The sequence below is a fragment of the Micrococcoides hystricis genome (genome assembly GCF_042434215.1).
Classification (GTDB): domain Bacteria; phylum Actinomycetota; class Actinomycetes; order Actinomycetales; family Micrococcaceae; genus Micrococcoides; species Micrococcoides hystricis.
This window is the reverse complement of record NZ_JBHLUB010000001.1, coordinates 32402-57256: the sequence shown is the minus strand read 5'-3', so window position 1 is coordinate 57256 and position 24855 is coordinate 32402. Positions and strand designations below refer to the sequence as shown.

Here is a 24855-nt window from a genome sequence, read left to right as displayed (position 1 = left end):
CTATGCCTCCACTTTCTGCAGGTGCAAGAATCCGCGCTCGTCTTGGCGTGCCTGCTGCTGCGGGCGAACCAAAATGGTCGAATCGAACTGCTCTAGGATCATGGGTCCGACGTAGCTCTGCTCCGGGACAAGGTCGGTGCGTCGGTACACCGGTGTCTTCTGCCATTCACCGTCAAAGTAGACCTCGCGCTCTTGGAGCGGCTTCGGTTCTTCTCCTACTGCAGTTTCCTTGGTCGGTTGCAGTTGGGTGCCTTGGGCGACCCGATCGGTGACCACCAAGCGCAGCACCACGATTTCCATCTTGGCGTCCGGATCAGCAAAACCGTAGCGTTCCAAGTGGGCTTGGTCGAAGATCTCACGGAGTTTGTCCCAATCATCAGCATGATCGATGGTGAGTTCGAAGCTCTGGCCGGCGTAACGGGCGTCCACAAAGAATCCATATTCAGCGCGTTCGCTGACATCGAGTTCATCAGCTTGGTCCAACAGGCCGTAGAAAAGCTGATCACGGACAGGCAGGTCATCTCCTTGCCGGTAGAACACCGCTGAGGAATAGTCGTGCCGCTGTGGTGCATCAAGCATGCCGACGGCCGAGGCGATGCCTGGCTGCGGCGGGATGACCGCTGAACGCATGTCGAGTTCGGCTAGCAGTTCGGCCGCGTGCAGTGGTCCGGCCCCACCGAAAGCCATCAAGTCGCAGTTACGGGTATCCACACCGCGTTCCACCGACACCTTGCGCACACCGCGCGCCATCGTCGCGTTGATGACCCGGATCATGCCTTCTGCTGTCTCCGGTACACTCAGACCGACTTCCTCGGCAAAGACTTCCATCCGGCGTAGGGCGGCTTCCTTGTTGAGCTTGAACCGACCACCCAACAGTTCTTCACCAAGTCGGCCAAGAACGAGATGCGCGTCCGTAACGGTGAGTTCCTCCCCGCCTTGGTCGTAAGCAACAGGTCCTGGCACGGCACCAGCGCTGTGCGGTCCCATGCGCAGCCCACCACCACTGTCCCGCCACGCGATGGATCCGCCGCCGGCTCCGATCGTGTGCACGTCAATGGCAGGCATCCGTAGCGGCAACCCGCCAATCTCTGCCAGCTGGGTTTCATCCGGTTCACCGTCACGAATCATGGCGATGTCAGTGCTGGTTCCGCCAATATCGAATGAGACCACATTCTTCATGCCGAGCATGCGCGCCCAGCTGGCCGCGCCCGTAACGCCACCGGCCAAACCGGATAGGATCGTGCGGGCAGCCTCCTGTTCGGCATTCTGCGGAGAGATCAGGCCCCCATTGGATTGCATGATCCACAGTGGCGCGCCGATACCAGCTTTGCTGGCTCCGTCTTGAAGCCGAGCGATGTAATTGCTGATCTTAGGTTGGATGTAGGCGTTAATCGCACCGGTGGAGGTACGCTCAAATTCGCGGATCTCCGGGGAGAGCAATGAGGCTGCGAAGAGTTCCAAATCCCCCAGTTTCGATAGCTCAGCGATCGCCTCACGTTCATGCTGGGCATTGGTGTAAGCATTCAAGAAAGACACCACAATGACATCCACACCGGCCTCGACCAGGTCCTCATAAGCCTTGCGGATTTCTTCTGGGTCCAGGGACTTTAGGATCTCCCCTTCAGAACTCATCCGCTCGTCGATTTCACGGATGTCTTCGACAGCCACCAACGGTTCAGGGTTGCGCTGATACTGATCGTAAAGTGAAGGTCGGGCCTGCCAACCGATGCGCAGAATGTCGCGGAATCCCTTGGTAGTCAGCAGTCCTACCCGGGCGCCGGTGCGCGTCAAAACGGTATTCGTGGCCACCGTTGTCCCGTGTACAAAATGTTGCACATTCTCCAGCGATGCCCCGATCTCGTCAAAGGCTTCGGTGACTCCGGTTAGGACGGCGTCGTCTGGGGCTTCCGGTGTGGAGGGAACCTTCCAGACGAACAGTTCACCGTTGGGCTGCTGTACTGCGATATCGGTGAAGGTTCCACCGGTGTCGGCGGCTAGAAAGTAGTGTCCGGATTCGGTTTCACTCATGGTGTAGTCACACTCTTTTCTTCTTCGGAGGAGTCGACGATGACGCTGTCTTTGGTTTCTGGCAGGAAAACCAGTGCGGTAATACCGATGACGGCACCGATGATCGCGATCGTCATGATCGCGCTACCGAGGCCGATGCTCTCGGCCATCAGCCCCACCGTCAGCGGACCGAACGCTGCAAGCGCCCGACCAAAGTTATAGGAGAAGGCTTGACCCGTGCCGCGGATGGCCGTCGGGAACAATTCGGAAAGGTAGGCCCCGGTGCCGCCGGCTTGTCCAGAGGCGAAGAAACCTAGGACCAAAATGATCAACACATCCAGAGCGTTCTGCGCCACCGGGGTCAGGACGAACAAGCTCACACTGGCTGCGGACCCAATAAAGAAGAACAAGAAAGTGCGGCGCCTTCCCCACCAGTCTAGGAAGAAACCGGAGGAAACGTAACCAATAAAGGAGCCGACAATTGCCACCCACGTATAGGACGCTGTGCCAACGATCGACAGTCCGCGTTCATCGCGAAGGTACGTGGGCAAGAAGACAAAGACCGAGTAGTAGACGCCTTGAACGCCGACACCTAGAACTGTCGCAAAAATGGTTCGTTTGGCTTGGGCTCCGGTGAACAGTTTGGACCAGCGATTCCTAAAGCTCTCCTGCTGTTTGGGATTCTCCGCCAGCGTCACCGCGTCTTTGGCGTTGCGGCGAATCCAGATGGCAAAGAACGCCGGCAGGATTCCGATGACGAAGAGAATGCGCCATGCGATTTCCGGTTCCAGCAGAGAGAAGACGACCAAGTAGGCGGCGGTAGAGGCTGCCCAGCCGATTGCGTAGGTACTTTGAATAAAGGCGAGCAGGCGACCGCGATACTTCGGTGTCGAGTATTCGGCCACAAGAGCCGCACCGACGGCCCATTCACCACCGAAGGTCATCCCTTCTAGGATGCGCCACATCATGAACTGGAACATGTCTTGGGCTGTCGCGGTTAAACCGGTGAAAACCGAGTAGCCGATGATGACCCATGTCAGGACCCGAACACGACCATAGCGGTCTGCAAGGTTGCCAAAGATCACGCCACCTAAGGCCGAGGCAGCAACGCTGAGCGCCGTTACCCAACCCGCATCCGCATTGGTCATGTTCAAAACCGGTAGTGCGGCTGTCAAGGCGAACCCGTACATGGTCCACGTGAATCCGTCCAAGCCCCAGCCCAGACTCGCTGAAATGACCGCCCGGCGCTTGTACGTCTGATGCTCGGCATCGGTTGCGACGCTCATGGCCTACCTCCTTCTGTATACAATCTGCATACAACCCTAGGGTCGGAGATTGACCGGTTCAACCCAGTCGACGAAAATTAAGTGAGTCTGTTGCAGGAGGGTAAGCATTCATGACTGGCAAAGCTCGTTCTGCACGAACTGAAGCCTACGAGGCCTTGCGCGCCAAGATCCTCACCTTGGAATTACGGCCGGGTCAACGGCTGAGCGACGTTCAGCTGGCGCACGATTTGGCGATGAGCCGCACACCCATCCGAGAGGCATTGTTTTCGCTCTCGCATGAGAATCTGATCGTGCTCACCGAACGGGGTGGCTTTTCTGTCAAGAATCTTGATCTTGATGAAACGCAAGCAGCCTTCGAAGCTTTACATCTGATCAGCCGGGCAGTCGCAAGGAAGATGGCGTTGCAGGCTGACCCTGAAAAAATCGCTACGCTGCGCGACTATGCCCAGCAAGTAGAGGTGGCGATGATCGCGGCGGATCCGGCTCAGGTGGCCCAGGCCAATGCCGATTTTCATATCGCCGAAGCCCAGCTTGCCGGCAACCAGTTTTTCGCGGATACGATCAGGACCTTGCAAACGTTATTGCAGCGTCTAGCTTTCGTCAGCTTTGGTGGCAGTGACGGGCCAAGCCATTCGTTGGCTGATCACTATGCTTTGGCACATGAACATCACGAAGAGCTACTACAGTTCTATCTGGCCGGAGAAGTGGAGTCCGCAGAGAAGCTCGCGGCGCAGCATGTTGAGTTGTTTCAACGCAGGGTCGAGGACTACTTCGCACGAAATGACACGAAGTTGATGTCGATCTAGCGGTCCCCGTTTTGCCGCTCGTCCCATTTGGACTCAAGGTTTTGCATGAATCCACTTGGCTTTTTCGGCTCGCCACTGGAGGCTGCTTCACCGGCTCCTGTCTTAGCTCGACTGGTGCCGTACACGACGCCAGCAACCATGACGAGGAAACCCAGGATTCCTACAACGATGAGTTGCATAGAGATCCCGACGAGTAGGCCTGCAATGCCGAGAACAAAAACGAGGATGCCTATGGTGATACGGCGCCGTGAGAAGCGCAGTCCGGGCTGGGATACGGACTCCGCTTCCTCCTCCATGCGCGATGCAAAGCGGGGATCATCAGCTGCCAGTTGTGCTTGCAGCTGTTCGAGGATCTTTTTCTCTTTTTCTGAAAGTCCCATGATCTTTTCTCCACCCGACACGTACTCTTGAGTTCTATCCTATCGCGCAAATTGTGAGTGTATGACCTCACTTTTGATGCTGTTGAAATAGACTCGCAGGCCCTAACCGCAACGACGGAAATTTAGCCTTGATTTCATCCATCGTCACCTCTGACTGACGCCTTTGTCCACCCAAATCATCAAACCCGAGCTGGATGTTTCCCGAAGCGTGGACAAGGTTTCCCGCTCGGACCCCTAACAGTCGCACGGGTTCGGGCAATGGCGCTAGTTGTTCCAACAATCTTTGACTGTAGTGATGCAGTTGGTGCGCTTCGTCTGTTGGAATTTCAAGCGTCACGGAACGTACGACTTGTTTGAACGATGCGTATTTAACCTTCAGCCCGACCGTCAAAGCGGTCAGCTCTTGTGCACGCAACCGCTGAGCTACTTTATGGCTGAGCTGGAGCAGTTTCCGTTTCATCTGCTCTAGGTCGATGAGATCGATCTCAAATGTTTGTTCCGTGGAAATGGATTTCTCTGCACGCTCCGGCTCGACCGACCTATTGTCGTGTCCATGGGCGAGCTCATAGAGTTGGGCTCCATGTTTGCCGAACATCCGAACCAGTTTTTGTTGAGGTATGCTCGCTAACTCTGCGACAGTGTGAATGCCGTACCGATCCAAGACCTCTTGGGTTTTGGCACCCACTCCCCACAGGGCTGAGACGGGCAGCGAGTGTAGGAACGTGAGGCGTTCATCCGGGCGGATCACCAGCAGGCCGTCAGGTTTGGCGGCCGTGGACGCGATCTTAGCTATGAATTTCCGGTCAGCGATGCCAATCGTTGCCGGCAGCTTCAATCGTTGGCGGATCTCGGAACGGATTTTGTGACCAATGGTTTCTGCATCACCGAGCAACCGAAAGGCCCCGGAGAGATCGACAAATGCCTCATCGATGCTGAGCGGTTCCACGGTGGGCGAGAACTCACCCAGTACTTGCATCAATTGAGCCGAATAAAAGGTGTACTTATCTCTGCTGGGCGGAATAATGACCGCATGCGGACATCGTTGCAACGCCTGCTGGACGGGCATGGCCGATCTGACCCCATACTTGCGTGCCTCATACGACGCTGATGTGACTACACCACGGCCCGATTCATGGGCAACGATCACTTCCCTGCCCAACAAGTCCGGACGGTCTAAGAGCTCAACGGAGACAAAGAAGGCGTCCATGTCGACGTGGAGGATATGTGGTTCGACCATGCTGCTCCCTCCCCTGACAGCGACGATTCAGACAAGGTCAGTATAGTTGTCACTAGTCCACTCGCACTTCAGGAAGGCCCTCAATCGATGCCTACGGCAGGCTCGCAGACCTCAGAACCTGCACCGCTATCCGCGACCGAGTTCGTTAGCTCCGTGAACGACGCCCTCCAAAACTATTTGGAGCAACAACAACAGCGCGTCGAGTCCATCGCCAAAGAAGGCACCGACCTAGTGGCAAGCATTAAGGCGTTGAGCCTAGGCGGCAAGCGCATTCGACCGCTTTTCGCTTGGTACGGGTGGCAAATCGCAGGCAGTAATCCGACCGATGAACGCATCCGGCGACTGGGGGTGAGCTTGGAGCTATTTCAAGCCGCGGCCCTGATCCATGATGACATTCTGGATCGCTCCGACACCCGTCGTGGACAGCCCAGTGCTCACCGGAGTTTTGAAGCACTCCACGTCGGTCGCGGCTGGGATCAGGATGCCGAGCATTTTGGTGTCTCTGCCGGAATCCTAGCGGGAGATCTGAGTTTGGCCTTGTCGGAAGAGGTCTTTGCCAGCGTGGTTCTCGACATTGCTGCCGGCTGCGCTGACGCGGCGGCTAGCGCCCGAAAAGTCTTCGACGATATGCGCTTTGAAGTGATGACCGGACAATACCTGGACATTCGTGAAGAGTCGGCGGGGCGTTTCCACACCCCTGATGTTGCGCTTGAGCGCGCCATGACGATTCTGCAGTACAAATCTGCCAAGTATTCAGTCGAGCGACCACTGATGTTGGGTGCTGCTGCCGCCGGCGCGAACCCCGAACTTTTGGCGCAGCTGTCTAAGCTGTCCTTGCCGCTGGGGGAAGCGTTTCAACTACGTGATGACCAACTTGGAGTGTTTGGTGATTCGGCCGTGACGGGTAAGCCAAGCGGTGATGATCTGCGTGAAGGCAAGCGCACCGCGCTCATTGCTTATGCCCGATCCGCCAGCACAGCTGCTGGACAGCAAATGATCGATGATCATCTCGGTGACAACGAGCTCAGCGAGGCGCAAATCGCCGAGCTGCAGGATCTCATTCGTAACTCTGGCGCCGAAACCAAGATTGAGCAGTTGATCGAGGCGAAAGCCCAAGAGGCGTTCGCTCACATCGACACTCTCCAGTGCCCCACTGCTGTCCGCACCGGCTTGCGCACGCTAGCTGAGGCCGCAATCAACCGGCAAAAATAGCCATACGCAGTCCCAACGCCCCCGAATGGTTCTATGGGATGCTGTTGCTTACCAGGCCAGGGCTTGTGCTCGCCGACGCACTTCTGTTTTGTGACCGTTGCGCAGTGCTTCCAATGGGGAGCCATTTAATGATTCGTCGACGGTAAAGAGCCAACGCAGGGCTTCTTCATCGCTGTAACGCGCATCGCGCAGCAGCGTAATCGTGCCGCGCAGCGATTCGAGCACACGCGACTTCTCCCCGTCTTCCACGATGAACGCGGCAGGCACAGCACGAACTAAGTCGTTACCACCGCTCGCGCTGGGGATGCGGTGTGCCAGCAGGGCGTCTTCGGCAAGAAGACGGTGAACCTTGGTGATTTTGACGTCCAAGAGTTCGGCGATATCTGGCAAGGTTCGCCAGTCTTTGATGAGTTCTGTAAGTTCCACTCTTCAAGAATCCCACACATCGGCTGTGACCGGGCTGCTCTGGCCATTGAGATTCGACACGCCCGAGCATCGAACAAAGTCGTCACCGATATTGAATCGTTATCAAGGCTTAAGGTAAGTTACCAATAGTCACAATTTCATCACGATTCACACGCGTTACATTCAGTCCCAACATATGTACGGTGGTTTCGAGGGTGAATGCAGTTCGCTCACCTGGGAGTACTCCTATGTCCGTTACTCGCACTTCGCGTCAGCGCGTCTTGAAGACCGCCGCCGCCACTACGGCTCTACCAGCAGTCGCGCTTGGTAGCCTCGCCCTCGCTGCTCCTGCCACGGCAGCCCCTGCTGCCCCACTGCAGCCAAAACAGCCGACCGCCAGTAACATTTCACTTGCCCAGTCCAAGATTGTTCAGTCTTTAAGCTCTCGTTCTGTACCTTCATCGGTGAAGGTCAAGGCGGGCGACAGCATCTATTCGATCGCGAAGCGCTACAAGCTGAGCGTCTCAACCGTTCTGAAGCTCAATGGGCTGACGAGCAAATCCGTGATCTACCCGGGTCAGCGCATCAAATTGCGTGGAACTGCCCCCGTTTCGACGACGGCTAAGAAGAGTTCCAGCAGCTCTTCCAGCTCTAGCTCTTCCACGTATACGGTGAAATCAGGGGACACACTCTCCGGTATCGCGGCCAAGACTAAGACCAGCCTGAGCACCCTGCTCCGTGCCAACGAGCTCAAGTCATCCTCCATCATCTACCCGGGCCAGAAACTCAAGCTAAGCGGATCTGCTGCTTCCGCAAAGTCCAGCAGCCGTCCAGCAACGAGCTCTTCTAGCTCCAGCGCCTCCTCTTCCACCTACACGGTGAAATCCGGTGACACGCTCTCGGGCATCGCCGCTAAGACCAAGATCAGTCTGAGCACCTTGCTGCGCGCCAACGGGCTCAAGTCATCCTCCATCATCTATCCGGGCCAGAAGCTCAAACTGAGCGGATCGGCTGTAACTTCTAAGAGCTCCAGCTCGGCATCGTCGGCAGCACCGTCAAAGTCTGCCGGCACGTACACCGTGAAATCGGGGGACACGCTCTCGGGCATCGCCGCTAAGACGAAGACCAGCCTGAGCACCCTGCTGCGTGCCAACGGGCTCAAGTCTTCCTCCATCATCTACCCGGGCCAGAAACTCAAGCTAAGCGGATCTGCTGCTTCCGCAAAGTCCAGTAGCCGTCCAGCAACGAGCTCTTCTAGCTCCAGCTCCTCCTCTTCCACCTACACGGTGAAATCCGGTGACACACTCTCGGGCATTGCGGCGAAGACCAGCACTAGCCTAGCTACGCTGTTACGCGCCAACGGGTTGAAGTCTTCCTCCGTCATCTACCCGGGGCAGAAGCTGAAGCTGAGTGGTTCGGCGTCCACCTCTACCGCTAGCAAGGCTTCCTCGAGCACGTCCGCGTCGACTGCTACCGGCGGAACCTACACGGTGAAGTCTGGTGACACGCTCTCCGGCATTGCCTCCCGTAATGGCATTAGCTTGTCGACCCTGTTGAGCGCCAATGGGCTGAAGTCTACTTCGACGATTTACCCGGGCCAGAAGCTCAAACTCAGCGGCAAGGCCTCCAGCTCCGCCAGCAACACCAAGAGCTCATCAACTGTTTCGGCCGCGTCTAGCACGCAAGCGATCCCTGCTAATTTCTTGCACTACGTGTACCCGCAACAGACAGTGGCAGCCGCTAACAAGAACTACCAGACGCTGTTGTCCATGCAGATCCCTTCCAAGGCCTACATGGAGTCGCTCATCATCAGCACGGCACGACAAATGGGTGTTGATCCGAAGCTGGCCTTGGGCCATGCCATCACCGAGTCGCATTTGAACCATGCCTCGGTTTCACCGGCCAACGCCATTGGTGTCATGCAGGTCATCCCGTCTTCCGGCCAGTGGGCTTCCGAGATGGTTGGTCGCAAGCTGAACCTGCTGGATCCGCACGACAACGTTGTGGCTGGTGTGGCGATCATCCGTCATCTGCAGCGCAATGCACGCAGCGTTGATGAAGGCATCGCGGGCTACTACCAGGGCCTTCATGGAGTCCAGACCCAGGGCATGTACCCGGACACGAAAGACTATGTACGCAAGGTGCGCGCAAATATGCGCTAACCCCAAAGCTCGATAAGCTTGGGTGCTATGAGCACCAACCTCGTCGGCCAGACCTTTGGCGAACGCTACGAACTCATCGAGCGGATCGCTGAAGGCGGCATGGCTCAGGTTTACCGGGCCAAAGACCTGCGGCTCAGCCACGATGTGGCCGTAAAGGTGTTGCACGATCGGCTACGGGATGAACCGGGGATTGCTGATCGCTTTCGTCAGGAAGCGTTGACTGCAGCCCAGTTGAATCACCCGCACATCGTGAAGGTCACCGATCAAGGTTTGGATGGACCGTCAGGACTGCCCTATCTGGTGATGGAGTTCATTGAGGGCAACACGCTGCGCACCGTCTTGAATATCCGCCGGAAGCTCTCCCCCAAGGCTGCATTGATCTTCGCGGCGTCCATCGTCAACGGTTTGGCCGCCTCACACCAGGCGGGGCTGGTGCACCGTGATATGAAACCGGAAAATGTCTTGGTGTCGCGGGATGGCTCCATCAAAGTCACCGACTTTGGTCTTTCACGGCCGGCGACACAACACACGTCAGCCGATGTCTTGGTTGGGACCGTGGCTTATGTGTCACCGGAACTGGTGACCGGTGAACAGGCTGATGAACGCTCGGATATTTACGCGGTGGGCATCATGCTTTTTGAGATGCTGACCGGTCGGCAACCATTCACCGGCGAATCGATCCAAGTGGCCTACAAGCATGCCCACGAACGGGTCCCAGACCCTAGGGAGTTCGATCCCGAGCTCAGCCCGAGTTTGGCCCAACTCGTTCTGGACTGCACAGAGCCAGATCCGGAACGCAGGCCAGCGAACGCACAGGTTTTGGCGAGCAGGATCAGCAAACTGCGGATGCAGATGAAAGCTGCGGAGTCCGGTCAGAGTGCTCACACGGAAGTCATCAATCAACCTGCCGCTCAACAGCTCAGTGAGGATGCTCGGGCTTCAGAAGAAATCGTTGATTTGCCCTGGCCTCAGTCATCGCCGGGCCAGGCCACTCAGGTCTTCCACACTCCCGAAGAAGGGGACGGGGAACAGACTCGAGCCTTCACAACGGCGCTGAGTCCAGCGGCCCGTCCCGAGGTGGGCGCGACGGTGACATTTCCTGAGCCACCAATGCCCTCACATGCACCCCAGAGCTCGGTTGCTCCCACTGCAGGTGCTGCAGCTGCTTCGAAGCCGGTCACGACGCTGGCCCAGCGCCGGCAGGCGCGCAGGCCTCAAATAAGACTGCGCCAACCCCGCCCGGTCGCAACGACCCTGCGGTGGTTGCTGTGGTTGGGCGGGATTGGCGCTTTAGGCTTTGCCGGTTTCCGGGCCGCCGAAATACTTCTGGGCGGCCCGTTTCCCTACTAGATCTGGGAGAGTGCCTCGGAAACGAGGAACGCCAGTTCTAGTGACTGCCGGTGGTTCAAACGTGGATCGCAAAGTGTTTCGTAGCGATCTGCGAAAGCTGACTCGTCGATCGGGTCGGACCCGCCTAGGCATTCAGCGACATCGTCACCGGTCATCTCCATGTGCAAACCACCCGGGTAGCTACCCAATTCGTGGTGCACATCGAAGAAGCCACGCAGTTCGGCCAGCACGTCGTCAAACCGGCGCGTCTTGTAACCGTTCTGGCTGGTGACGGTGTTGCCGTGCATCGGGTCGCAGACCCACAGCACAGGAGCACCAAGGTCCTGAACCGACTTCACCAGTGCAGGCAGATTCTCTCGAATTTTTTCGGCACCCATACGGGAGATGAAAGTCAGGCGGCCTTCTTCACCTTCCGGGTTGAGCTTTTCAATCAGGGCCTTCAAGTCGTCAGGGCTGGCGTTTGGTCCAACCTTGACACCGATCGGGTTCTGCAATCGTGACAGGTAGTCAACGTGGGCACCATCGATCTCACGGGTGCGCTCACCAATCCACAGGAAGTGTGCGCTGGTGGCGTACGGCAACCCAGTTCGAGAATCGATACGGGTCAATGGTCGCTCGTAGTCCAGCAGGAGCGCCTCGTGTGCCGAGTAGAATTCGGTCCGTTTCAGTGCCTCAAAGTCGGCGCCGGCCGCTTCCATGAAGCGAATTGCACGGTCAATTTCTTTGGCCAGCCGGTCGTAACGGGCGTGGGCGGGGTTCGCCATGAAGCCCCGGTTCCAGGCATGCACCGAACGCAAGTCGGCAAAACCACCCTGGGTGAAGGCACGGATCAGGTTAAGCGTTGCCGCTGACGAATGGTACGCCTGCACCATACGTTTCGGGTCAGGGATGCGGGCTTCTTCGGTGAAGTCGAAACCGTTGATGATCTCACCACGGAATGACGGGAGCGTGACTCCGTCACGCGTTTCCATGTCCGATGAGCGAGGCTTGGCGAACTGTCCAGCCATGCGGCCCATCTTTACCACGGGCATGGAGGCACCGTAGGTGAGAACGACGGCCATCTGCAAGATGGTCTTGATGCGGGAGGAAATCTTGTTGGCGGTCACTCCGGAGAAGGTTTCCGCGCAGTCTCCCCCTTGCAGGACGAAGGCCTCGCCTCGAACCGCTTGGCCCAAGCGCTTACGTAGAACGTCGACTTCGCCGGCAAAGACCAGCGGTGGATACTCGGACAGCTCTTTGATAGAGCTGTCATAATCCGGGTGGTCCTGCCACGCAGGCTGCTGTTTGATCGGCAGCGAGCGCCAGTCGTCCAACCCCGGATAATCGGCTGCGCCTGATGAGACCGCAGTTTCATAGCTTGGTGTTGGGATCGCGTTCAATTCACTCACTTCTGTAGTGCTTGGGAAAAATCTGCCGCACGCTCATCACCGCACACCAGTGGCATACGTCGATGGCCAGCAGACCTTTAATTATAGGACTTAGACCGATAACGGGATAATTTACGAAGTAATCTTTTCCATCGTGGTTCTCTGCGCGGATGGGCACTGGCAGCATCGTCGAGTTGCCGCTTAAAGGTGGCACCGTACATGTCCGCGTATTCTTGCCCGGAAAGACGCATGATCGCGTACATAATTTCGTCTGTGACCTGCCGTTGCACCTGCCGGTCTGAGGCACGGTCATAGTAGGCGGAAAAGTCCAGCGGTTCTCCGATGATCATGCCCACCCGGCGGACGCGGGGCAGCTTCCGACCGATTGGCTGCACTTTGTCGGTGCCGATCATGGCCACCGGGATCACTGGGACTTGGGCGCTCAGCGCCAATCGCGCAACCCCAATCTTGCCTTTATATAGCCTGCCGTCAGGGCTCCGGGTACCTTCCGGATAGATGCCCAATAGGCGGCCTTCCCGCAGGGCTTCTTCACCTGAGGAAAGCGAGTGGGCGGATGCTCGCCCACCAGAGCGGTCCATCGGAAGCTGGTTGGTCATGCGCATGAAGGCTCGTGTCGCCCACCCCTTCACACCGGTGCCTTGGAAGTATTCGATCTTGGCCAGAAAGACAACGGGCCGCGGAACTTTGATCGGCAAGAATACCGAGTCAGAGACCGATAGGTGGTTACTAGCAAGGATCGCACCGCCGGTTGCGGGAATGTTTTTTAGTCCCTTCACCCAGGGGCGGAACAAGACCTCAGTCGCCGGACCTAAGATGACGTTTTTGGTCCACCAGTACACACCCGATGTGCGGTCACCACTCATATGCGGTTGTTTTCCTTCCGGACTGGATTGCGGCGGCTTCGATAAGCTCATACATATCTACTGTAACCAGCGGGAAGGGTCACCGAGTGATAAACCATGCTGAACATGCGCCGATCAATGTGGTCGGAAAGACCAACACAGCGTTAATTCTGATCCACGGATTCACCTCGGGGCCTGCAAGCATGCGTGAGTTCGCCGCTGAACTGGCAGCTGCAGGTCACCATGTGCATGTGCCCCTACTGCCGGGGCACGCCACCACGATCGCCGACTTGGCCTCCACTCCCTACACCGCTTGGCAGCACGCCATTAAAGCTGCGATCAGTGCTGTGGCGCCCAGTGTTGAATCGATCTGGTTGGTTGGGCAATCAATGGGTGGAACCCTCGCCCTAGATGCGGCATGTGAGCTGGATTCGGACCCACGATACGCGGGTACCTTTGTCATCAACCCTGCGCTGAGTTTCGCCAATCCGGCTGCTCACGTTGCTGGGATTTTGCGATACCTGGTGCCGGTGTCGCGACCGATTAGCAACGACATTAATCGTCCAGGTCAGGATGAGCTGGCTTACTCTGCGACACCAACTGGTGGGGTGTATGAGCTAGACAAGCTGATCAACGCCACGCGAGCGAAGCTGTTGCGCAATGCGCCGATCCTCAAACCTGTGCATTTGTTCCGATCCACTGTCGACCACGTTGTCCCCGAAAGCTCAGCGCACTTTTTGCGTCGCTGTTTGGGCACCCACTTGGAACAGACCGCGCTGACACGAAGCTTCCATGTGGCAACCATGGACTACGATCTGCCTCTGATGACGAGCACGATCTTGAAGAAAATAGGCAACCGGGTAGGGAAACAAGCATGATGGACGGGCCACGGGACTACGAACGTTCAGACATTGATGACATTGATCCGGATGGAGAAATTTTCGGCGGTGCGTTCCAAGAACCAAACCCACCTTCAGTTTTGGGCTCGACCCAGCCCAAAACCATCGTGACCTGGCTGCTCATCGCACTGCTGCTTCTGGTCTCGCTCTTCAAACCTGTGTTCAAGGCTGAGTTGCCGCTGCCTTCGCTGTTCACCGATCTGCTGAGTCCGTTGATCATCGCAGCCCTGCTGTTTTCACTGATCCCGCGCCAACGAAAACGTCGGGACTACGACGACACCGGCGCACAATTGTGACGTATGCCGCAACCACGTAGTATTTAGAACCACGGGTAACATCCGCACACATCATCCGCAGCAGTCACACCAACAGAGGGGCACCGTGCAAGAAATATTTGTTGATGAAGGCATTACAGTCGCCGAAAACCTAAGCACCCCGGATCTACTGTTGGAACGCGTAGCCGCTTCACCTGAATCACCCTTATTTGCGCGCCAGTCTGGTCCCGGTGAGTGGACCGACGTCAGCACCCAGGAATTCTATGATGATGTGACGGCCATCGCTAAGGGATTGGTCGCTCAGCGATTCAACCCCGGCGACAAGATCCTCATCATGGCCCCCACGCAGTACGAATGGACACTGGTTGATTTCGCCGTATGGTTTGCTGGCGGTGTTGTCGTACCTGTCTACGAAACGTCCTCTCCTTCACAGGTCGGCTGGATCATGACTGACTCTGGGGCTAAGGGCGCGTTCTACGCTGATGAGCGCCACGGCTCCGTCATCCGGCAGGCCATCAAGAGTGAGAACTACGATCGGCTCACCGATATGTGGCAGATGACCGATACCGGCTTGGATGAGCTACGGAAGGCTGGAAGCAACATCACTGATGGCCAGCTGCGCTCCCGCTATGAAGGTTTTGGCCTCAAAGACTTGGCCACCATCATTTACACCTCCGGTACCCTAGGCAAACCAAAGGGCTGCGAGATCACCCATGGGAACTTTGTCGAGCTGTCCAAGCAGACGTTGACCAGCTTGGGGCATGTGGTCAATGAGTCTTCTTCCACAGTCTTGTTCATTCCGCTGGCGCACGTCTTTGCCCGGTTCATTTCAGTCCTTTGCGTCGCTGCCGGGGCCAAGGTTGGCCACACAGCGGACATCAAGGACTTGGTGGATGATCTGCAATCCTTCAAACCTGAATTCCTGCTTGCGGTTCCACGTGTTTTCGAAAAGGTCTACAACGCGGCCAAGGCGAAAGCTGAAGACGGCGGAAAGGGCAAAATCTTCTCCGCCGGTGAAGAAACCGCTATCGCATACTCGAAGGCCTCAGCTGAAGGCCACGTGCCCTTCGGTCTGAAGCTCAAGCACGCCCTGTTCAACAAGATCCTGTTCGGCAAGATCAAAGAGGCCATGGGCGGTCGAGTCGAGTATGCCGTCTCCGGTGGTGCCCCACTCGGCAAACATCTAGGGCACTTCTTTTACGGAATCGGCGTTAAGATCCTAGAAGGCTACGGTCTGACCGAGACCACCGCACCGGTGACAGTCAACACCCCGGATCGGATCAAAATCGGTACGGTCGGTCGTCCGCTTCTAGGTTGCGGTGTTCGCATCGCTGAAGACGGAGAAGTTCTTGCCAAGGGCGTATGTGTCTTCCGCGGCTATCACAACATTCCAGAGCTAGATTCTGAATCCTTCACGGAGGACGGTTGGTTCCGGACCGGGGACATGGGCGAACTGGACCAAGAGGGTTTCCTGACCATCACCGGTCGGAAGAAAGAACTCATTGTGACCGCCGGCGGCAAGAATGTTGCCCCGGCCCAGCTGGAGGATCAGATTCGTGCTGATGCGCTCGTAGCTCAAGCCATGGTCGTCGGCAACGAGAAACCTTTCATCGCAGCTGTGGTGACTCTCGACCCGGAAACCCTGCCAGGGTGGTTGGGACGAAACGGAATCGATGCCAACACCCCGATTGAAGAGCTCACCGAGCACCCCAAAGTACTGGCACACATCCAAAAACTGGTTGATAAGGCCAATGACTCGGTCTCCCGAGCGGAACAGATCCGCAAGTTTGTAGTGCTTGCTGATGACCTCTCAGTGGAGTCCGGTCACCTAACCCCGTCATTGAAACTGCGCCGCGCCAATGTCGTCAAGGACTACGAAGACGTCATCGAATCGTTGTACGCCAACGGAAAGAACGGCGCCGCAAACAAAGGCAGCGCCGAACAGTAGTCCGACGCTGCCCCTTGTTGAGATGGGTGAGGACTAGTAGGGAACGTCCACTGTTCCGAGTAGGGCGTTCTCTACGACCTCGGTCAGCGCGGGGTGGATCCAGTATTGACCGCGCGCTAGTTTGTCGGCGGGGATGTCGAATTGCATGGCCGTCAGGATTGGCTGGATCAACGTAGCGGCCTGCTCACCCACGATGTGCATGCCCAGGATACGGTTGCCTGCCTTGGATACGATCACCTTGGCGAACTCTTCTTCGGCTCCCATCGCCCAACCGTAAGCTGTGTCCCGGTAATACTGTTTCTTGACCGCGACTGCATCAGCACCGTATTGATCAATCGCTTCAGCCTCCGTCAGTCCGACCGTGGCTACCTGCGGCTGGGTGAAGACGGCGGCCGGCACGAAACGGTGGTCGCTACGGACCATCGAATCCGGGTTCTCCAGATTGTTCATCACGGTGCGGGCTTCTAGATTCGAGACATGCTTGAGCTGGTACTCGCTGTTGATGTCTCCCAGCGACCAGATGCCCTCGATCACCTTGCCGTGTTTGTCTAGAACCTGCTGGAAATCGTTGACGACGATCCGGTCATCGTCGTGAGTGGCCACGTCGGTGGCCGCAAGGTTCAGGGTGTCGCTATTGGGGACTCGGCCCATGGCAACGATGACGGCATCTGCGGGATAACGATACTCGGTCCCGTCACTGCCTTCGGTGACGACGGTAGCGGCTGCACCGTCGTCTCCCCCATCTTCGACCGCGGTAACTTGCTGGGCTAATTGCACCGTCCAAGCTTTGCCAGCAACTTCTGTAAAGGTTTGCGACACGTCGTGGTCAAAGGCACGCAGCAGGGTTGCCGAACGGTTAATCTGAGTCACCTCTGAGCCGAGACCGTGGAACATGGCCGCAGCTTCGGAAGCGATGAAACCCCCGCCGAGCACGACCGTGCGTCGCGGCAAGTCGGACAACCGCATCATGTCGACGTTGGTGTGCACTGCCGGGTGGTCGAGCCCAGAAATCTCAGCTGGCAGCACTGGCCGGGAACCAGCCGCAATGACAATCTGATCGCCGGTAATGACGGCCCCTGAGTCGGTGGTGAGTTCCTTCGGGCCAGTGAAGTGCGCGTACTCCGGATAGAGCGTCGTATGTTCGCCATTGGCGCGGTACTCGGCGCCACCTTCAGAAATTGGGTCAATGATCCCAAAGACTCGATCACGAATCGCCGCGTAGTCGGTACCGGTGACCTCCATGTCCACGCCAAGAGCGCTGAGGCGGTCGGTCATAGCCGCATGATCTGCCGGGTAGAGGAACATTTTGGTGGGGATGCAACCGTTGTTCAGACAGGTTCCGCCAAAGATCCCACCATCGATGCTGGCGACGTTCTTGTCATCCCAATAGGGGGTTAAAAGCGAGTTGCCCGACCCCGAACCGATAATTACTAGATCATAGTGCGCTGTTTCAGCCATGATTCAAAGTGTATCGGTGTCGCCGGGGTCGGGCAGACAGGTTTGTTGTTGGCGAAAGCTTAGCCCTCCGGTTCGACCACCACGAGCAGGTCACCGCCGACGACCTGGCTCACCTGGTCAAAGACCACCCGCTTGACGGTTCCACTGACCGCGGTGGTGATGCCCGCTTCCATCTTCATGGCCTCGATGGTTGCCACCGATTGGCCCGCCTCAACGGTGTCTCCGACCTTGGCTTGGATGGTGACTGCTCCCGCGAATGGAGCGGCCACATGCCCTGGGTTGGAGCTGTCGGCCTTCTCCGCTTCAACGTAAGCTGACTCAACGGATTCATCCCGGACCATGACCTGACGGGACTGACCGTTCAGGGTCAGGTGGACGGTACGCATGCCCTTCTCGTCAGCTTCCGAAATGGTCTGCAGTGTCACCAGCAGGCGAACACCCTTACCCAGGGAGATGACGTGCTCATGTTCTTTGGTGAGCCCGAACAGGAAGTCACGAGAGTGCAAGGTGGACAGATCCCCGTAGGTTTGCTGGGCCTGCTCGAAGTCTCGTGTTGGGCCGGCAAAGAGCAACCGGTTCAGCGTATCCCGACGAGTTTGTCCGGCTTCATCCAGCGCTGCTTTGTCTTCGGGGCTGAGCGTTTCTTCTTGCTCTTTAATGACCCGATTCTGCAGCGCCTTAGTGCGGAATGGCTCTGGCCAGCCGCCGGGTGGGTCGCCCAGTTGTCCGGTGAGGAATTGGATGACCGAGTCAGGCAAGTCGTAGTCTTGCGGGTTCTGCTCGAACTCTTTCGGATCTACGTTCATGCCAACCAGCTGCAACGCGAGATCGCCGACAACCTTAGAACTTGGCGTCACCTTCACCAGATGACCCAACATATGATCGGCGGCCGCATATACTTCTTCGATCTCTTCGAAGCGGTGTCCAAGACCAAGCGCAATCGCCTGTTGGCGCAGGTTTGAAAGCTGCCCGCCTGGGATTTCGTGGTGGTACACCCGCCCCGTCGGTGCTGATAGACCCGACTCGAACGGCGCATAAATTTTCCGAACTGCTTCCCAGTACGGTTCCAGCTCGGTTGCGGCTTTCAGGTCAAGGCCCGTATCTCGCTCGGTGTGCTCCAATGCGGCGATCAGTGCAGACGCTGAGACTTGGGAAGTGGTGCCAGCCATGGCGGCAACAGCAACATCGACTGCATCGACACCGGCTTCCGCAGCGGCCAACAACGTTGCCAGCTGTCCGCCTGCTGTGTCGTGCGTGTGCAAGTGAACTGGGACATCGAACCGTTCCCGCAGAGCTGTGACCAGCTTGGCTGCGGCCGGGGCCCGCAGGAGTCCGGCCATGTCCTTGATGGCAAGGGTATGAGCGCCTGCGTCTACACACTTTTGGGCCAAGTCCAAGTAGTAATCCAGTGTGTAGAGCTTCTCATTCGGGTCCAGCATGTTGCCGGTGTAGCACAGCGCTACCTCGGCCACGCTCTTGGTGTGTTCACGCACGGCCTTGATAGCGGGTGCCATCTGGGACACATCGTTGAGCGCGTCGAAGATCCGGAAGATGTCGACACCCGTGGCTGCAGCCTCCTTGATGAAGGCATCCGTCACCTCGGTCGGGTACGGGGTGTAGCCGACCGTGTTACGTCCACGCAACAACATTTGGATGGGGATGTTCGGCATCTCGGCCCGCAACAGCTCCAGCCGCTTCCAAGGATCTTCTTTCAGGAAACGCAAGGCCACATCGTAAGTGGCACCACCCCATGCTTCAACCGACAAGAGTTGCGGCATCGTGTGGGCTAACGCAGGTGCTGCCGAGAGCAGGTCACGGGTTCGTACCCGGGTGGCCAACAGGGACTGGTGCGCATCCCTAAAGGTCGTGTCGGTGACCGCAAGAGCCTTTTGTTCGCGCAGCTTGCGTGCGAAGCCTTCGGGCCCAAGCTCGTCGAGGACTTGCTTCCAGCCGTGCGGTGGCTTCTGCTTGGCCGGACCGTCAAAGGGCGAGCGGTACGGTTCGTCTGACTTGTCCCCGGGGTAGTACGGGAGCTTCTTACGTGGGTCAGGGCCCTCGATGCGCTCACCGTGGGGCTTGTTGACCGTCACTTCGGCCAAGTACTGCAAAGCCTTCGAACCGCGGTCTTGAGAACGGTTCAGGTTCAGCAGTTCTGGGTGATTGTCGATGAAGTCGGTGGCCACATCGCCCGCTAGGAATTCCTCATCTTCCAAAACGTTCATGAGGAATGGGATGTTGGTGGCCACGCCACGGATACGGAACTCTGCCAAGGACCGCTGTGCCCGAGCTACGGCGGTATCAAAGTCTTTGCCTCGACAGGTCAGTTTGACCAGCATCGAGTCGAAGTGCGGCGAAACCTCTGCACCGGTGTAAATCGTTCCACCGTCTAGGCGCACCCCGGATCCGCCTGCGGACCGGTAGGCGGTAATCGTGCCGACATCCGGACGGAAACCATTGGCCGGGTCCTCGGTGGTGATACGGCACTGCAACGCGAACCCGCGCGGGGCCAAGTCTTCTTGGCGCAGCCCCAGATCCTCCAGGCTCTCCCCGGCAGCAATCCGCATTTGCGACTGCACCAGATCCACATCCGTGATCTCCTCGGTCACGGTGTGCTCGACCTGGATGCGTGGGTTCATCTCGATGAAGACGTGTTGGCCCGCCCGCTCACCGGCCGTATCGACCAAGAACTCTACGGTTCCGGCGTTCCGGTAGTTCATGGCCTTGGCAAATTTCACGGCATCGCGGAACAGCGCCTGCCGGATGTTCTCATCCAGTTTCGGGGCCGGGGCCATCTCAATGACCTTCTGGTGGCGCCGCTGGAGGGAACAGTCGCGTTCAAACAGGTGGATGATGTTGCCATCATTATCGGCCAGGATCTGAATCTCGATGTGACGCGGACGCAGTACGGCCTGTTCGAGGAAGACTGTTGGGTCACCGAACGCGGTGTCCGCTTCACGCATGGCCGCTTCGAGGTTTTCCTTCAGCGTCTCCGGTGTCTCCACTCGGCGCATGCCGCGGCCACCGCCACCGGCAACGGCTTTGACGAAGATCGGGAAGCCGATTTCATCCGCCGTAGCCAGAAGATAATCTAGGTCCGCTGAAGGTTTTGAGGACTTCAGAACGGGAATGCCGGCTTCTTTGGCAGCATTCAGGGAGTTAACTTTGTTACCGGTCAGCTCCAAGACATCTGCCGGAGGGCCGATGAAGGTGATCCCGTTTTCTTTGGCTGCTCGCGCCAGATCCGGATTCTCCGCAAGAAATCCATAGCCGGGGTAAATAGCATCGCACTCAGCGTCGAGCGCGACACGAATAATCTCGTCGACATCAAGATAGGCCCGTACCGGATGGCCTTCTTCGCCAATGCGGTATGACTCGTCAGCTTTTTGTCGGTGAATAGAGTTTCGGTCTTCGTACGGGAACACGGCGACGGTCTTGGCACCGAGTTCGTAAGCGGCACGGAACGCGCGGATGGCGATCTCACCGCGGTTGGCAACCAGGATCTTCTGGAACATCCAAGTGTCCTTCCTTAAATATCTCCACAGGGACACATATGTAGTGCTCTAAGTGCACAATAGCGGAGTTATCTCCGCCATGCACAGAAAAATACGTGGTTCGTGGGCACCGGGTTCTATGATGGTAAGTGATCGCGAATTAGAAACAGGGTGAGCATGCAGGTTCTGAGTATTTCTTCGCTCAAGGGTGGCGTCGGAAAAACGTCGGTAACCCTTGGATTGACCTCAGCTGCGCGGGCAGCTGGGTTGAAGACTTTGGTGATCGATCTGGACCCACACGGTGATTCCAGCACCGGTCTGGGCGCCGAATTGGGCACCCAGCAACCTGTAGGACATCTGCTGCGTAATGTGCGTAAAGCCAACGTCGCGGATCATGTTGTCAAGGCAGGCTGGCCGCAGGCCTCCAGCTCTGGCACCGGGACAGTCGATGTCCTAGTCGGCTCTTCATTAAGCGGGTATTACGACCGCCCGGACTTGCGACGCCGCGACCTGCAGCGATTGGCCCGGCTACTAGAAAATGTCAGTGGCTACGATTTGGTGCTCATCGACTGCCCGCCGTCTTTGAATGGCTTGACACGGATGGCGTGGTTGGCTGCCACCCGCATCGTCTTGGTAGCGGAACCGACCCTCTTCTCGGTAGCAGGCACTGAACGCAGTCTGCGTGGACAAATGTCATTGGCCCGCCAATTCGGATCTGAAGCTGCTCTGGCCGGAGTTGTCGTCAATCGGTACAACCCCGACAATCCGGAGCACCAATACCGCATCATGGAGATGGAACGGATGTTTGGTGACAAACTGCTTCTGCCAGCCATCCCAGAGTCGAACCTGTGGCAGCAAGTCCAAGGCGCGGCCTACCCGATTCATGCTTGGCCACGACCGGAAGCCACCGAAATCGCCAGCCTTTTTGACGAGCTGCTGGAGCGACTCCGGAAGTAACGGATCTAGGTTTTAAACAACAACGCTAAAAGGCTCCGAATCATCGGAGCCTTTAGCGTTTAAGCGTTGAGTACTAGAGAGGCTAGGAGACAGATTTGCGCTGGGCGCGGGCGGCCCTGCGAGCCGCGAGTTCGTCTTCCGCAGCGGGCTGGTTGCTACCTTCTGCTGGCAGTTTCGCCAAAGTCCCTTCGACTTCTTGCCAGACCCGGCCGACGGCGATGCCGAAGACACCCTGTCCGCCTTGAACTAGGTCGATGACTTCTTTGTTGGAAGTGCATTCGTAGACTGAGGCACCATCAGACATCAGGGTGATCTGGGCGAGATCTTCCACGCCACGCTGCCGCAGGTGCCCTACCGAAGTGCGAATCTGTTGGAGGGATACGCCGGTATCAAGCAGACGTTTGACGACCTTGAGCACGAGGACATCCCGGAATGAGTACAGGCGCTGGGATCCGGATCCTTGTGCGGAACGAACGGTCGGAACGACCAGCCCGGTGCGTGCCCAATAGTCGAGCTGACGGTAGGTGATGCCTGCTGCCTTGCATGCAGTGGGGCCTCGATAGCCCAGCGATTCGTCCAAGACGGAGCCGTCGTCGTCGAACAGCATGCCTTGGGCATTTGGGCCATCGGCCTGGACCGGTCCGCGCGTATCGAACGCGGCGTTGGTCTTTTCCGTCACGGCTTCCTCCTTGCAGTAACGCGGGTACTGCTTCCCTCATCAACGTGAATGTCTTAGATTGCCGGTGCGAGCGGTCAAACCTATATCTGAACTCTAGGGCTTCTGAGCCACCAGATCAATGACCTTCAAGTTGAACTTGAGGGTGTGTCGTTTACTGTTGAGAAAAATCGTCTGGGTTTACGTCGTCAAGGAATTCACGGAACTTGGCCATCTCCGCTTCCTCATCGACTTCTTCGTTCTCTTCCGAGGTTACCTCATCCCCGTTTTCATTCAGGGTAAGACCGGCCTGGGCCAGCACGTCGGCGGCTACGAAGATAGGGCAATCCACCCGAATTGCAATGGCTAGAGCGTCGGAGGCACGAGCGTCGACTCGGGCACCATTGGCCAGAACAAGCTCGGCATAGAACACGGTGTCGTCGACTCTGGTGATTTCCACTTCAATCACTTGGGAATCCAGCGCCTTGACGACGGAGACCAGAAGGTCGTGGGTCATGGGTCGCGGCGTGGTGATCTGCTGTTGTTCCAGCGCGATCGCTGCCGCTTCCGGGGCACCGATGAAAATAGGAATATATTTTTCACTCAACGGGTGCCGGAGTAGGACGACCGGTTGGGAGTGTGGCAGCTCAATCCGAACACCCACCAGTTCCACCTGTTGTTTTCCAGCTGCGGGTTCGGTCATGATGCTACTTTTCCTTTACTCGTAGTCGCTGATCGCGCCTTGGACGAGAGCGGCGTGAATGGACAGACACGCCTCCGAGATCTCCCGGGCTGTTTCAGCAACCCGGGCTCGAGCGGCGGCGTCTTTTCTTGCGGCCATGGGCGCTACCGCCCGCTCTACCAGTCCGAGTTCACGATCTGCAGTTATTTTGAAGCTGCGCAAGTGGCGGGGGTCGATGCCGTGGGAGGCCAAAATGACGGCCGCTTTGACGACGCGCTGAGCATGTTCGTCATAACGCTGGTCATCGGTCATACGCAGCAGCGAAAAGTTGTGGAGGTCTTCAAGCAACTCATCGCTGGCATTGGTAATGCCCTGCAGTTCGGCCCGGGTCAGCGGACGGATACGCCCGATGATTTCATGGGCGAGCTGCTCTGTCACGACCTTTGGCCCCAGTGACATCCCTGAGCTTAGCGGCTGAGGCTGTTCGCCACGATCAATCGCGTCTAGGTACTCCTTGATGACGGAAAGCGGTTTGTGCTCATCCCGCTGGATCGCCAAGATGAAACGGAGCCGGTCCGCGTCGGCGCCGGTGTATTTGCGATAGCCAGCTGCTGTGCGCTGCGGTGTAATCAGCCCTTTTTCCTCAAGGAAACGGATCTTGGAGGCAGTAACCGCAGGGAAGTCATCTTTGAGTTCGGTCAACAGCTCTCCAATGGTCATGGATTTGCCGCGCTGTTGTTTCTGCGAGGTAAAGGCTGCCGCTCTGGCCTGAGAGTTCACGTAGTGGTTTTCCCTTTGACGATTCAGCAAATGAGCCCCGGTTTAGTGCTGCGAGGCCCATTCACGCACAAGTGGTGGAACGAAAAATCTTTAGTAGCGACCGGCTGCGTAGTAGGTCAGTCGGAATTTACCGATTTGCACTTCTTGACCTGTTCGCAACTGGATGGAGTCCACCCTGTCCTGATTGACGTAGGTGCCATTCAGGCTGCCTTGGTCAACCAACTGGTATCCGTCTTGGTTACGAACGAACTGCACGTGCTTGCGTGAGACGGTGACATCGTCAAGGAAAATATCGGAGTCTGGGCGACGGCCAGCACCAACCACGTCCTGATCGAGCAGGAACCGGGCTCCCGCGTTGGGGCCACGGTGTGCGATCAGCAAGGCCGAGTCTGGGGCCAGCGAGTTCAGCCACTGACGTTCTTGATCTGAAAGCTGTTGATCCCCAGCAACTGGATCGTTAAAAACGGGCAGAGCCATGGAGGTCGTGTCATTGATGGCACCACTATTCGGGGTCGGTTGCCCGGCATTCTGTTCGCTCATACAGCTTTCCTTCGTTAGTCAGCTTGTTTCGGCCACTCTAGTAGTCGCCGTAGAAAAATACTATCTAAGAACCGGCGGGAGTTCACCTTCAACTA

21 protein-coding genes are annotated in these 24855 nt (G+C 57.4%); 8 read left to right on the top strand and 13 right to left on the bottom strand.

All coding sequences use genetic code 11. The annotated features are described in order from the left end of the window. Both ACFFFR_RS00255 and ACFFFR_RS00250 read right to left on the bottom strand, forming a co-directional pair. Positions 1-2028, bottom strand: coding sequence for a hydantoinase/oxoprolinase family protein (locus ACFFFR_RS00255; protein ID WP_377457162.1), 2028 nt, complete (start codon positions 2026-2028; stop codon positions 1-3). Continuing rightward, a complete protein-coding gene (locus tag ACFFFR_RS00250) occupies positions 2025-3293 on the bottom strand; it encodes an MFS transporter (RefSeq protein WP_377457160.1) in 1269 nt (422 codons plus the stop codon). The genes ACFFFR_RS00255 and ACFFFR_RS00250 overlap by 4 nt, the downstream gene beginning before the upstream one ends. A gap of 110 nt (positions 3294-3403) precedes the next feature. Between ACFFFR_RS00250 and ACFFFR_RS00245 the strand changes: the two genes are divergently transcribed. Next, the gene (locus ACFFFR_RS00245; RefSeq protein WP_377457158.1) at positions 3404-4099 is read left to right on the top strand and encodes a GntR family transcriptional regulator; all 696 of its coding nucleotides are present in this window, start codon (positions 3404-3406) and stop codon (positions 4097-4099) included. Here the strand turns inward: ACFFFR_RS00245 and ACFFFR_RS00240 are convergent. Then, positions 4096-4479 carry a DUF3040 domain-containing protein gene (locus ACFFFR_RS00240; RefSeq protein WP_377457156.1) on the bottom strand — a complete coding sequence of 128 codons (384 nt, stop codon included), beginning with the start codon at positions 4477-4479 and terminating at the stop codon, positions 4096-4098. The genes ACFFFR_RS00245 and ACFFFR_RS00240 overlap by 4 nt on opposite strands. A 67-nt stretch (positions 4480-4546) precedes the next feature. Beyond that, entirely contained in the window at positions 4547-5716 is a 1170-nt protein-coding gene (dinB, locus tag ACFFFR_RS00235; RefSeq protein ID WP_377457155.1) for a DNA polymerase IV, read from the bottom strand. An 87-nt stretch (positions 5717-5803) separates the two neighbouring features. Here dinB and ACFFFR_RS00230 point away from each other — a divergent pair, with 87 nt between their 5' ends. After that, positions 5804-6928 (top strand): polyprenyl synthetase family protein, encoded by a 1125-nt coding sequence (locus ACFFFR_RS00230; RefSeq protein ID WP_377457153.1) that lies wholly within the window; start codon positions 5804-5806, stop codon positions 6926-6928. 48 nt (positions 6929-6976) lie between these two features. On the opposite strand, the gene ACFFFR_RS00225 is transcribed toward ACFFFR_RS00230, so the two are convergent. After that, entirely contained in the window at positions 6977-7354 is a 378-nt protein-coding gene (locus ACFFFR_RS00225; RefSeq protein ID WP_377457151.1) for an Rv2175c family DNA-binding protein, read from the bottom strand. 227 nt (positions 7355-7581) lie between these two features. On the opposite strand from ACFFFR_RS00225, the gene ACFFFR_RS00220 reads away from it, so the two are divergent. Both ACFFFR_RS00220 and ACFFFR_RS00215 read left to right on the top strand, forming a co-directional pair. After that, entirely contained in the window at positions 7582-9495 is a 1914-nt protein-coding gene (locus tag ACFFFR_RS00220; RefSeq protein WP_377457149.1) for a LysM peptidoglycan-binding domain-containing protein, read from the top strand. 27 nt (positions 9496-9522) lie between these two features. Beyond that, complete coding sequence (locus tag ACFFFR_RS00215) at positions 9523-10845, top strand: protein kinase domain-containing protein (RefSeq protein WP_377457147.1); 1323 nt, start codon at positions 9523-9525, stop codon at positions 10843-10845. On the opposite strand, the gene ACFFFR_RS00210 is transcribed toward ACFFFR_RS00215, so the two are convergent. Continuing rightward, positions 10842-12233, bottom strand: coding sequence for a class II 3-deoxy-7-phosphoheptulonate synthase (locus ACFFFR_RS00210; RefSeq protein WP_377457145.1), 1392 nt, complete (start codon positions 12231-12233; stop codon positions 10842-10844). The two genes, ACFFFR_RS00215 and ACFFFR_RS00210, sit on opposite strands and share 4 nt — an antisense overlap. Before the next feature lie 77 nt (positions 12234-12310). After that, positions 12311-13096 carry a lysophospholipid acyltransferase family protein gene (locus tag ACFFFR_RS00205; RefSeq protein WP_377457143.1) on the bottom strand — a complete coding sequence of 262 codons (786 nt, stop codon included), beginning with the start codon at positions 13094-13096 and terminating at the stop codon, positions 12311-12313. On the opposite strand from ACFFFR_RS00205, the gene ACFFFR_RS00200 reads away from it, so the two are divergent. From ACFFFR_RS00200 to ACFFFR_RS00190, 3 genes are all read left to right on the top strand, one after another. Continuing rightward, positions 13078-13953: an alpha/beta hydrolase gene (locus ACFFFR_RS00200; RefSeq protein WP_377457141.1), complete on the top strand. Its 876-nt coding sequence runs from the start codon at positions 13078-13080 to the stop codon at positions 13951-13953. The two genes, ACFFFR_RS00205 and ACFFFR_RS00200, sit on opposite strands and share 19 nt — an antisense overlap. Continuing rightward, the gene (locus tag ACFFFR_RS00195; RefSeq protein ID WP_377457140.1) at positions 13950-14270 is read left to right on the top strand and encodes a hypothetical protein; all 321 of its coding nucleotides are present in this window, start codon (positions 13950-13952) and stop codon (positions 14268-14270) included. Before ACFFFR_RS00200 ends, ACFFFR_RS00195 begins: the two co-directional genes overlap by 4 nt. A gap of 85 nt (positions 14271-14355) precedes the next feature. Then, a complete protein-coding gene (locus ACFFFR_RS00190) occupies positions 14356-16197 on the top strand; it encodes an AMP-dependent synthetase/ligase (RefSeq protein WP_377457138.1) in 1842 nt (613 codons plus the stop codon). 33 nt (positions 16198-16230) lie between these two features. On the opposite strand, the gene ACFFFR_RS00185 is transcribed toward ACFFFR_RS00190, so the two are convergent. Beyond that, positions 16231-17655, bottom strand: coding sequence for a mycothione reductase (locus tag ACFFFR_RS00185; protein WP_377457136.1), 1425 nt, complete (start codon positions 17653-17655; stop codon positions 16231-16233). Positions 17656-17714: 59 nt separating this feature from the next. Continuing rightward, positions 17715-21167: a pyruvate carboxylase gene (locus tag ACFFFR_RS00180; protein WP_377457134.1), complete on the bottom strand. Its 3453-nt coding sequence runs from the start codon at positions 21165-21167 to the stop codon at positions 17715-17717. Between the two features lie 156 nt (positions 21168-21323). Between ACFFFR_RS00180 and ACFFFR_RS00175 the strand changes: the two genes are divergently transcribed. Next, positions 21324-22103: a ParA family protein gene (locus ACFFFR_RS00175; protein WP_377457132.1), complete on the top strand. Its 780-nt coding sequence runs from the start codon at positions 21324-21326 to the stop codon at positions 22101-22103. Between the two features lie 82 nt (positions 22104-22185). Here ACFFFR_RS00175 and ACFFFR_RS00170 read toward each other — a convergent pair whose 3' ends face one another. The 4 genes from ACFFFR_RS00170 to ACFFFR_RS00155 form a co-directional block, all read right to left on the bottom strand. After that, the gene (locus ACFFFR_RS00170) at positions 22186-22710 is read right to left on the bottom strand and encodes a MerR family transcriptional regulator (protein WP_377457853.1); all 525 of its coding nucleotides are present in this window, start codon (positions 22708-22710) and stop codon (positions 22186-22188) included. Between the two features lie 223 nt (positions 22711-22933). Further along, entirely contained in the window at positions 22934-23461 is a 528-nt protein-coding gene (locus ACFFFR_RS00165) for a bifunctional nuclease family protein (protein ID WP_377457131.1), read from the bottom strand. Positions 23462-23476: 15 nt separating this feature from the next. Next, positions 23477-24160: a transcriptional regulator FtsR gene (ftsR, locus tag ACFFFR_RS00160; protein WP_377457851.1), complete on the bottom strand. Its 684-nt coding sequence runs from the start codon at positions 24158-24160 to the stop codon at positions 23477-23479. Positions 24161-24310: 150 nt separating this feature from the next. Continuing rightward, complete coding sequence (locus ACFFFR_RS00155) at positions 24311-24760, bottom strand: FHA domain-containing protein (RefSeq protein ID WP_377457129.1); 450 nt, start codon at positions 24758-24760, stop codon at positions 24311-24313. Between the last annotated feature and the right edge of the window lie 95 nt (positions 24761-24855).

Excerpts from the sequence above, each read along its gene's own strand:
- ACFFFR_RS00255 (WP_377457162.1), bottom strand. The coding sequence starts at position 2,028 with ATGAGTGAAACCGAATCCGGACACTACTTTCTAGCCGCCGACACCGGT.
- ACFFFR_RS00250 (WP_377457160.1), bottom strand. The coding sequence starts at position 3,293 with ATGAGCGTCGCAACCGATGCCGAGCATCAGACGTACAAGCGCCGGGCG.
- ACFFFR_RS00245 (WP_377457158.1), top strand. The coding sequence starts at position 3,404 with ATGACTGGCAAAGCTCGTTCTGCACGAACTGAAGCCTACGAGGCCTTG.
- ACFFFR_RS00240 (WP_377457156.1), bottom strand. The coding sequence starts at position 4,479 with ATGGGACTTTCAGAAAAAGAGAAAAAGATCCTCGAACAGCTGCAAGCA.
- dinB (WP_377457155.1), bottom strand. The coding sequence starts at position 5,716 with ATGGTCGAACCACATATCCTCCACGTCGACATGGACGCCTTCTTTGTC.
- ACFFFR_RS00230 (WP_377457153.1), top strand. The coding sequence starts at position 5,804 with ATGCCTACGGCAGGCTCGCAGACCTCAGAACCTGCACCGCTATCCGCG.
- ACFFFR_RS00220 (WP_377457149.1), top strand. The coding sequence starts at position 7,582 with ATGTCCGTTACTCGCACTTCGCGTCAGCGCGTCTTGAAGACCGCCGCC.
- ACFFFR_RS00215 (WP_377457147.1), top strand. The coding sequence starts at position 9,523 with ATGAGCACCAACCTCGTCGGCCAGACCTTTGGCGAACGCTACGAACTC.
- ACFFFR_RS00200 (WP_377457141.1), top strand. The coding sequence starts at position 13,078 with ATGTGCGGTCACCACTCATATGCGGTTGTTTTCCTTCCGGACTGGATT.
- ACFFFR_RS00205 (WP_377457143.1), bottom strand. The coding sequence starts at position 13,096 with ATGAGTGGTGACCGCACATCGGGTGTGTACTGGTGGACCAAAAACGTC.
- ACFFFR_RS00195 (WP_377457140.1), top strand. The coding sequence starts at position 13,950 with ATGATGGACGGGCCACGGGACTACGAACGTTCAGACATTGATGACATT.
- ACFFFR_RS00185 (WP_377457136.1), bottom strand. The coding sequence starts at position 17,655 with ATGGCTGAAACAGCGCACTATGATCTAGTAATTATCGGTTCGGGGTCG.
- ACFFFR_RS00180 (WP_377457134.1), bottom strand. The coding sequence starts at position 21,167 with ATGTTCCAGAAGATCCTGGTTGCCAACCGCGGTGAGATCGCCATCCGC.
- ACFFFR_RS00175 (WP_377457132.1), top strand. The coding sequence starts at position 21,324 with ATGCAGGTTCTGAGTATTTCTTCGCTCAAGGGTGGCGTCGGAAAAACG.
- ACFFFR_RS00170 (WP_377457853.1), bottom strand. The coding sequence starts at position 22,710 with ATGCTGTTCGACGACGACGGCTCCGTCTTGGACGAATCGCTGGGCTAT.
- ACFFFR_RS00165 (WP_377457131.1), bottom strand. The coding sequence starts at position 23,461 with ATGACCGAACCCGCAGCTGGAAAACAACAGGTGGAACTGGTGGGTGTT.
- ftsR (WP_377457851.1), bottom strand. The coding sequence starts at position 24,160 with ATGACCATTGGAGAGCTGTTGACCGAACTCAAAGATGACTTCCCTGCG.
- ACFFFR_RS00155 (WP_377457129.1), bottom strand. The coding sequence starts at position 24,760 with ATGAGCGAACAGAATGCCGGGCAACCGACCCCGAATAGTGGTGCCATC.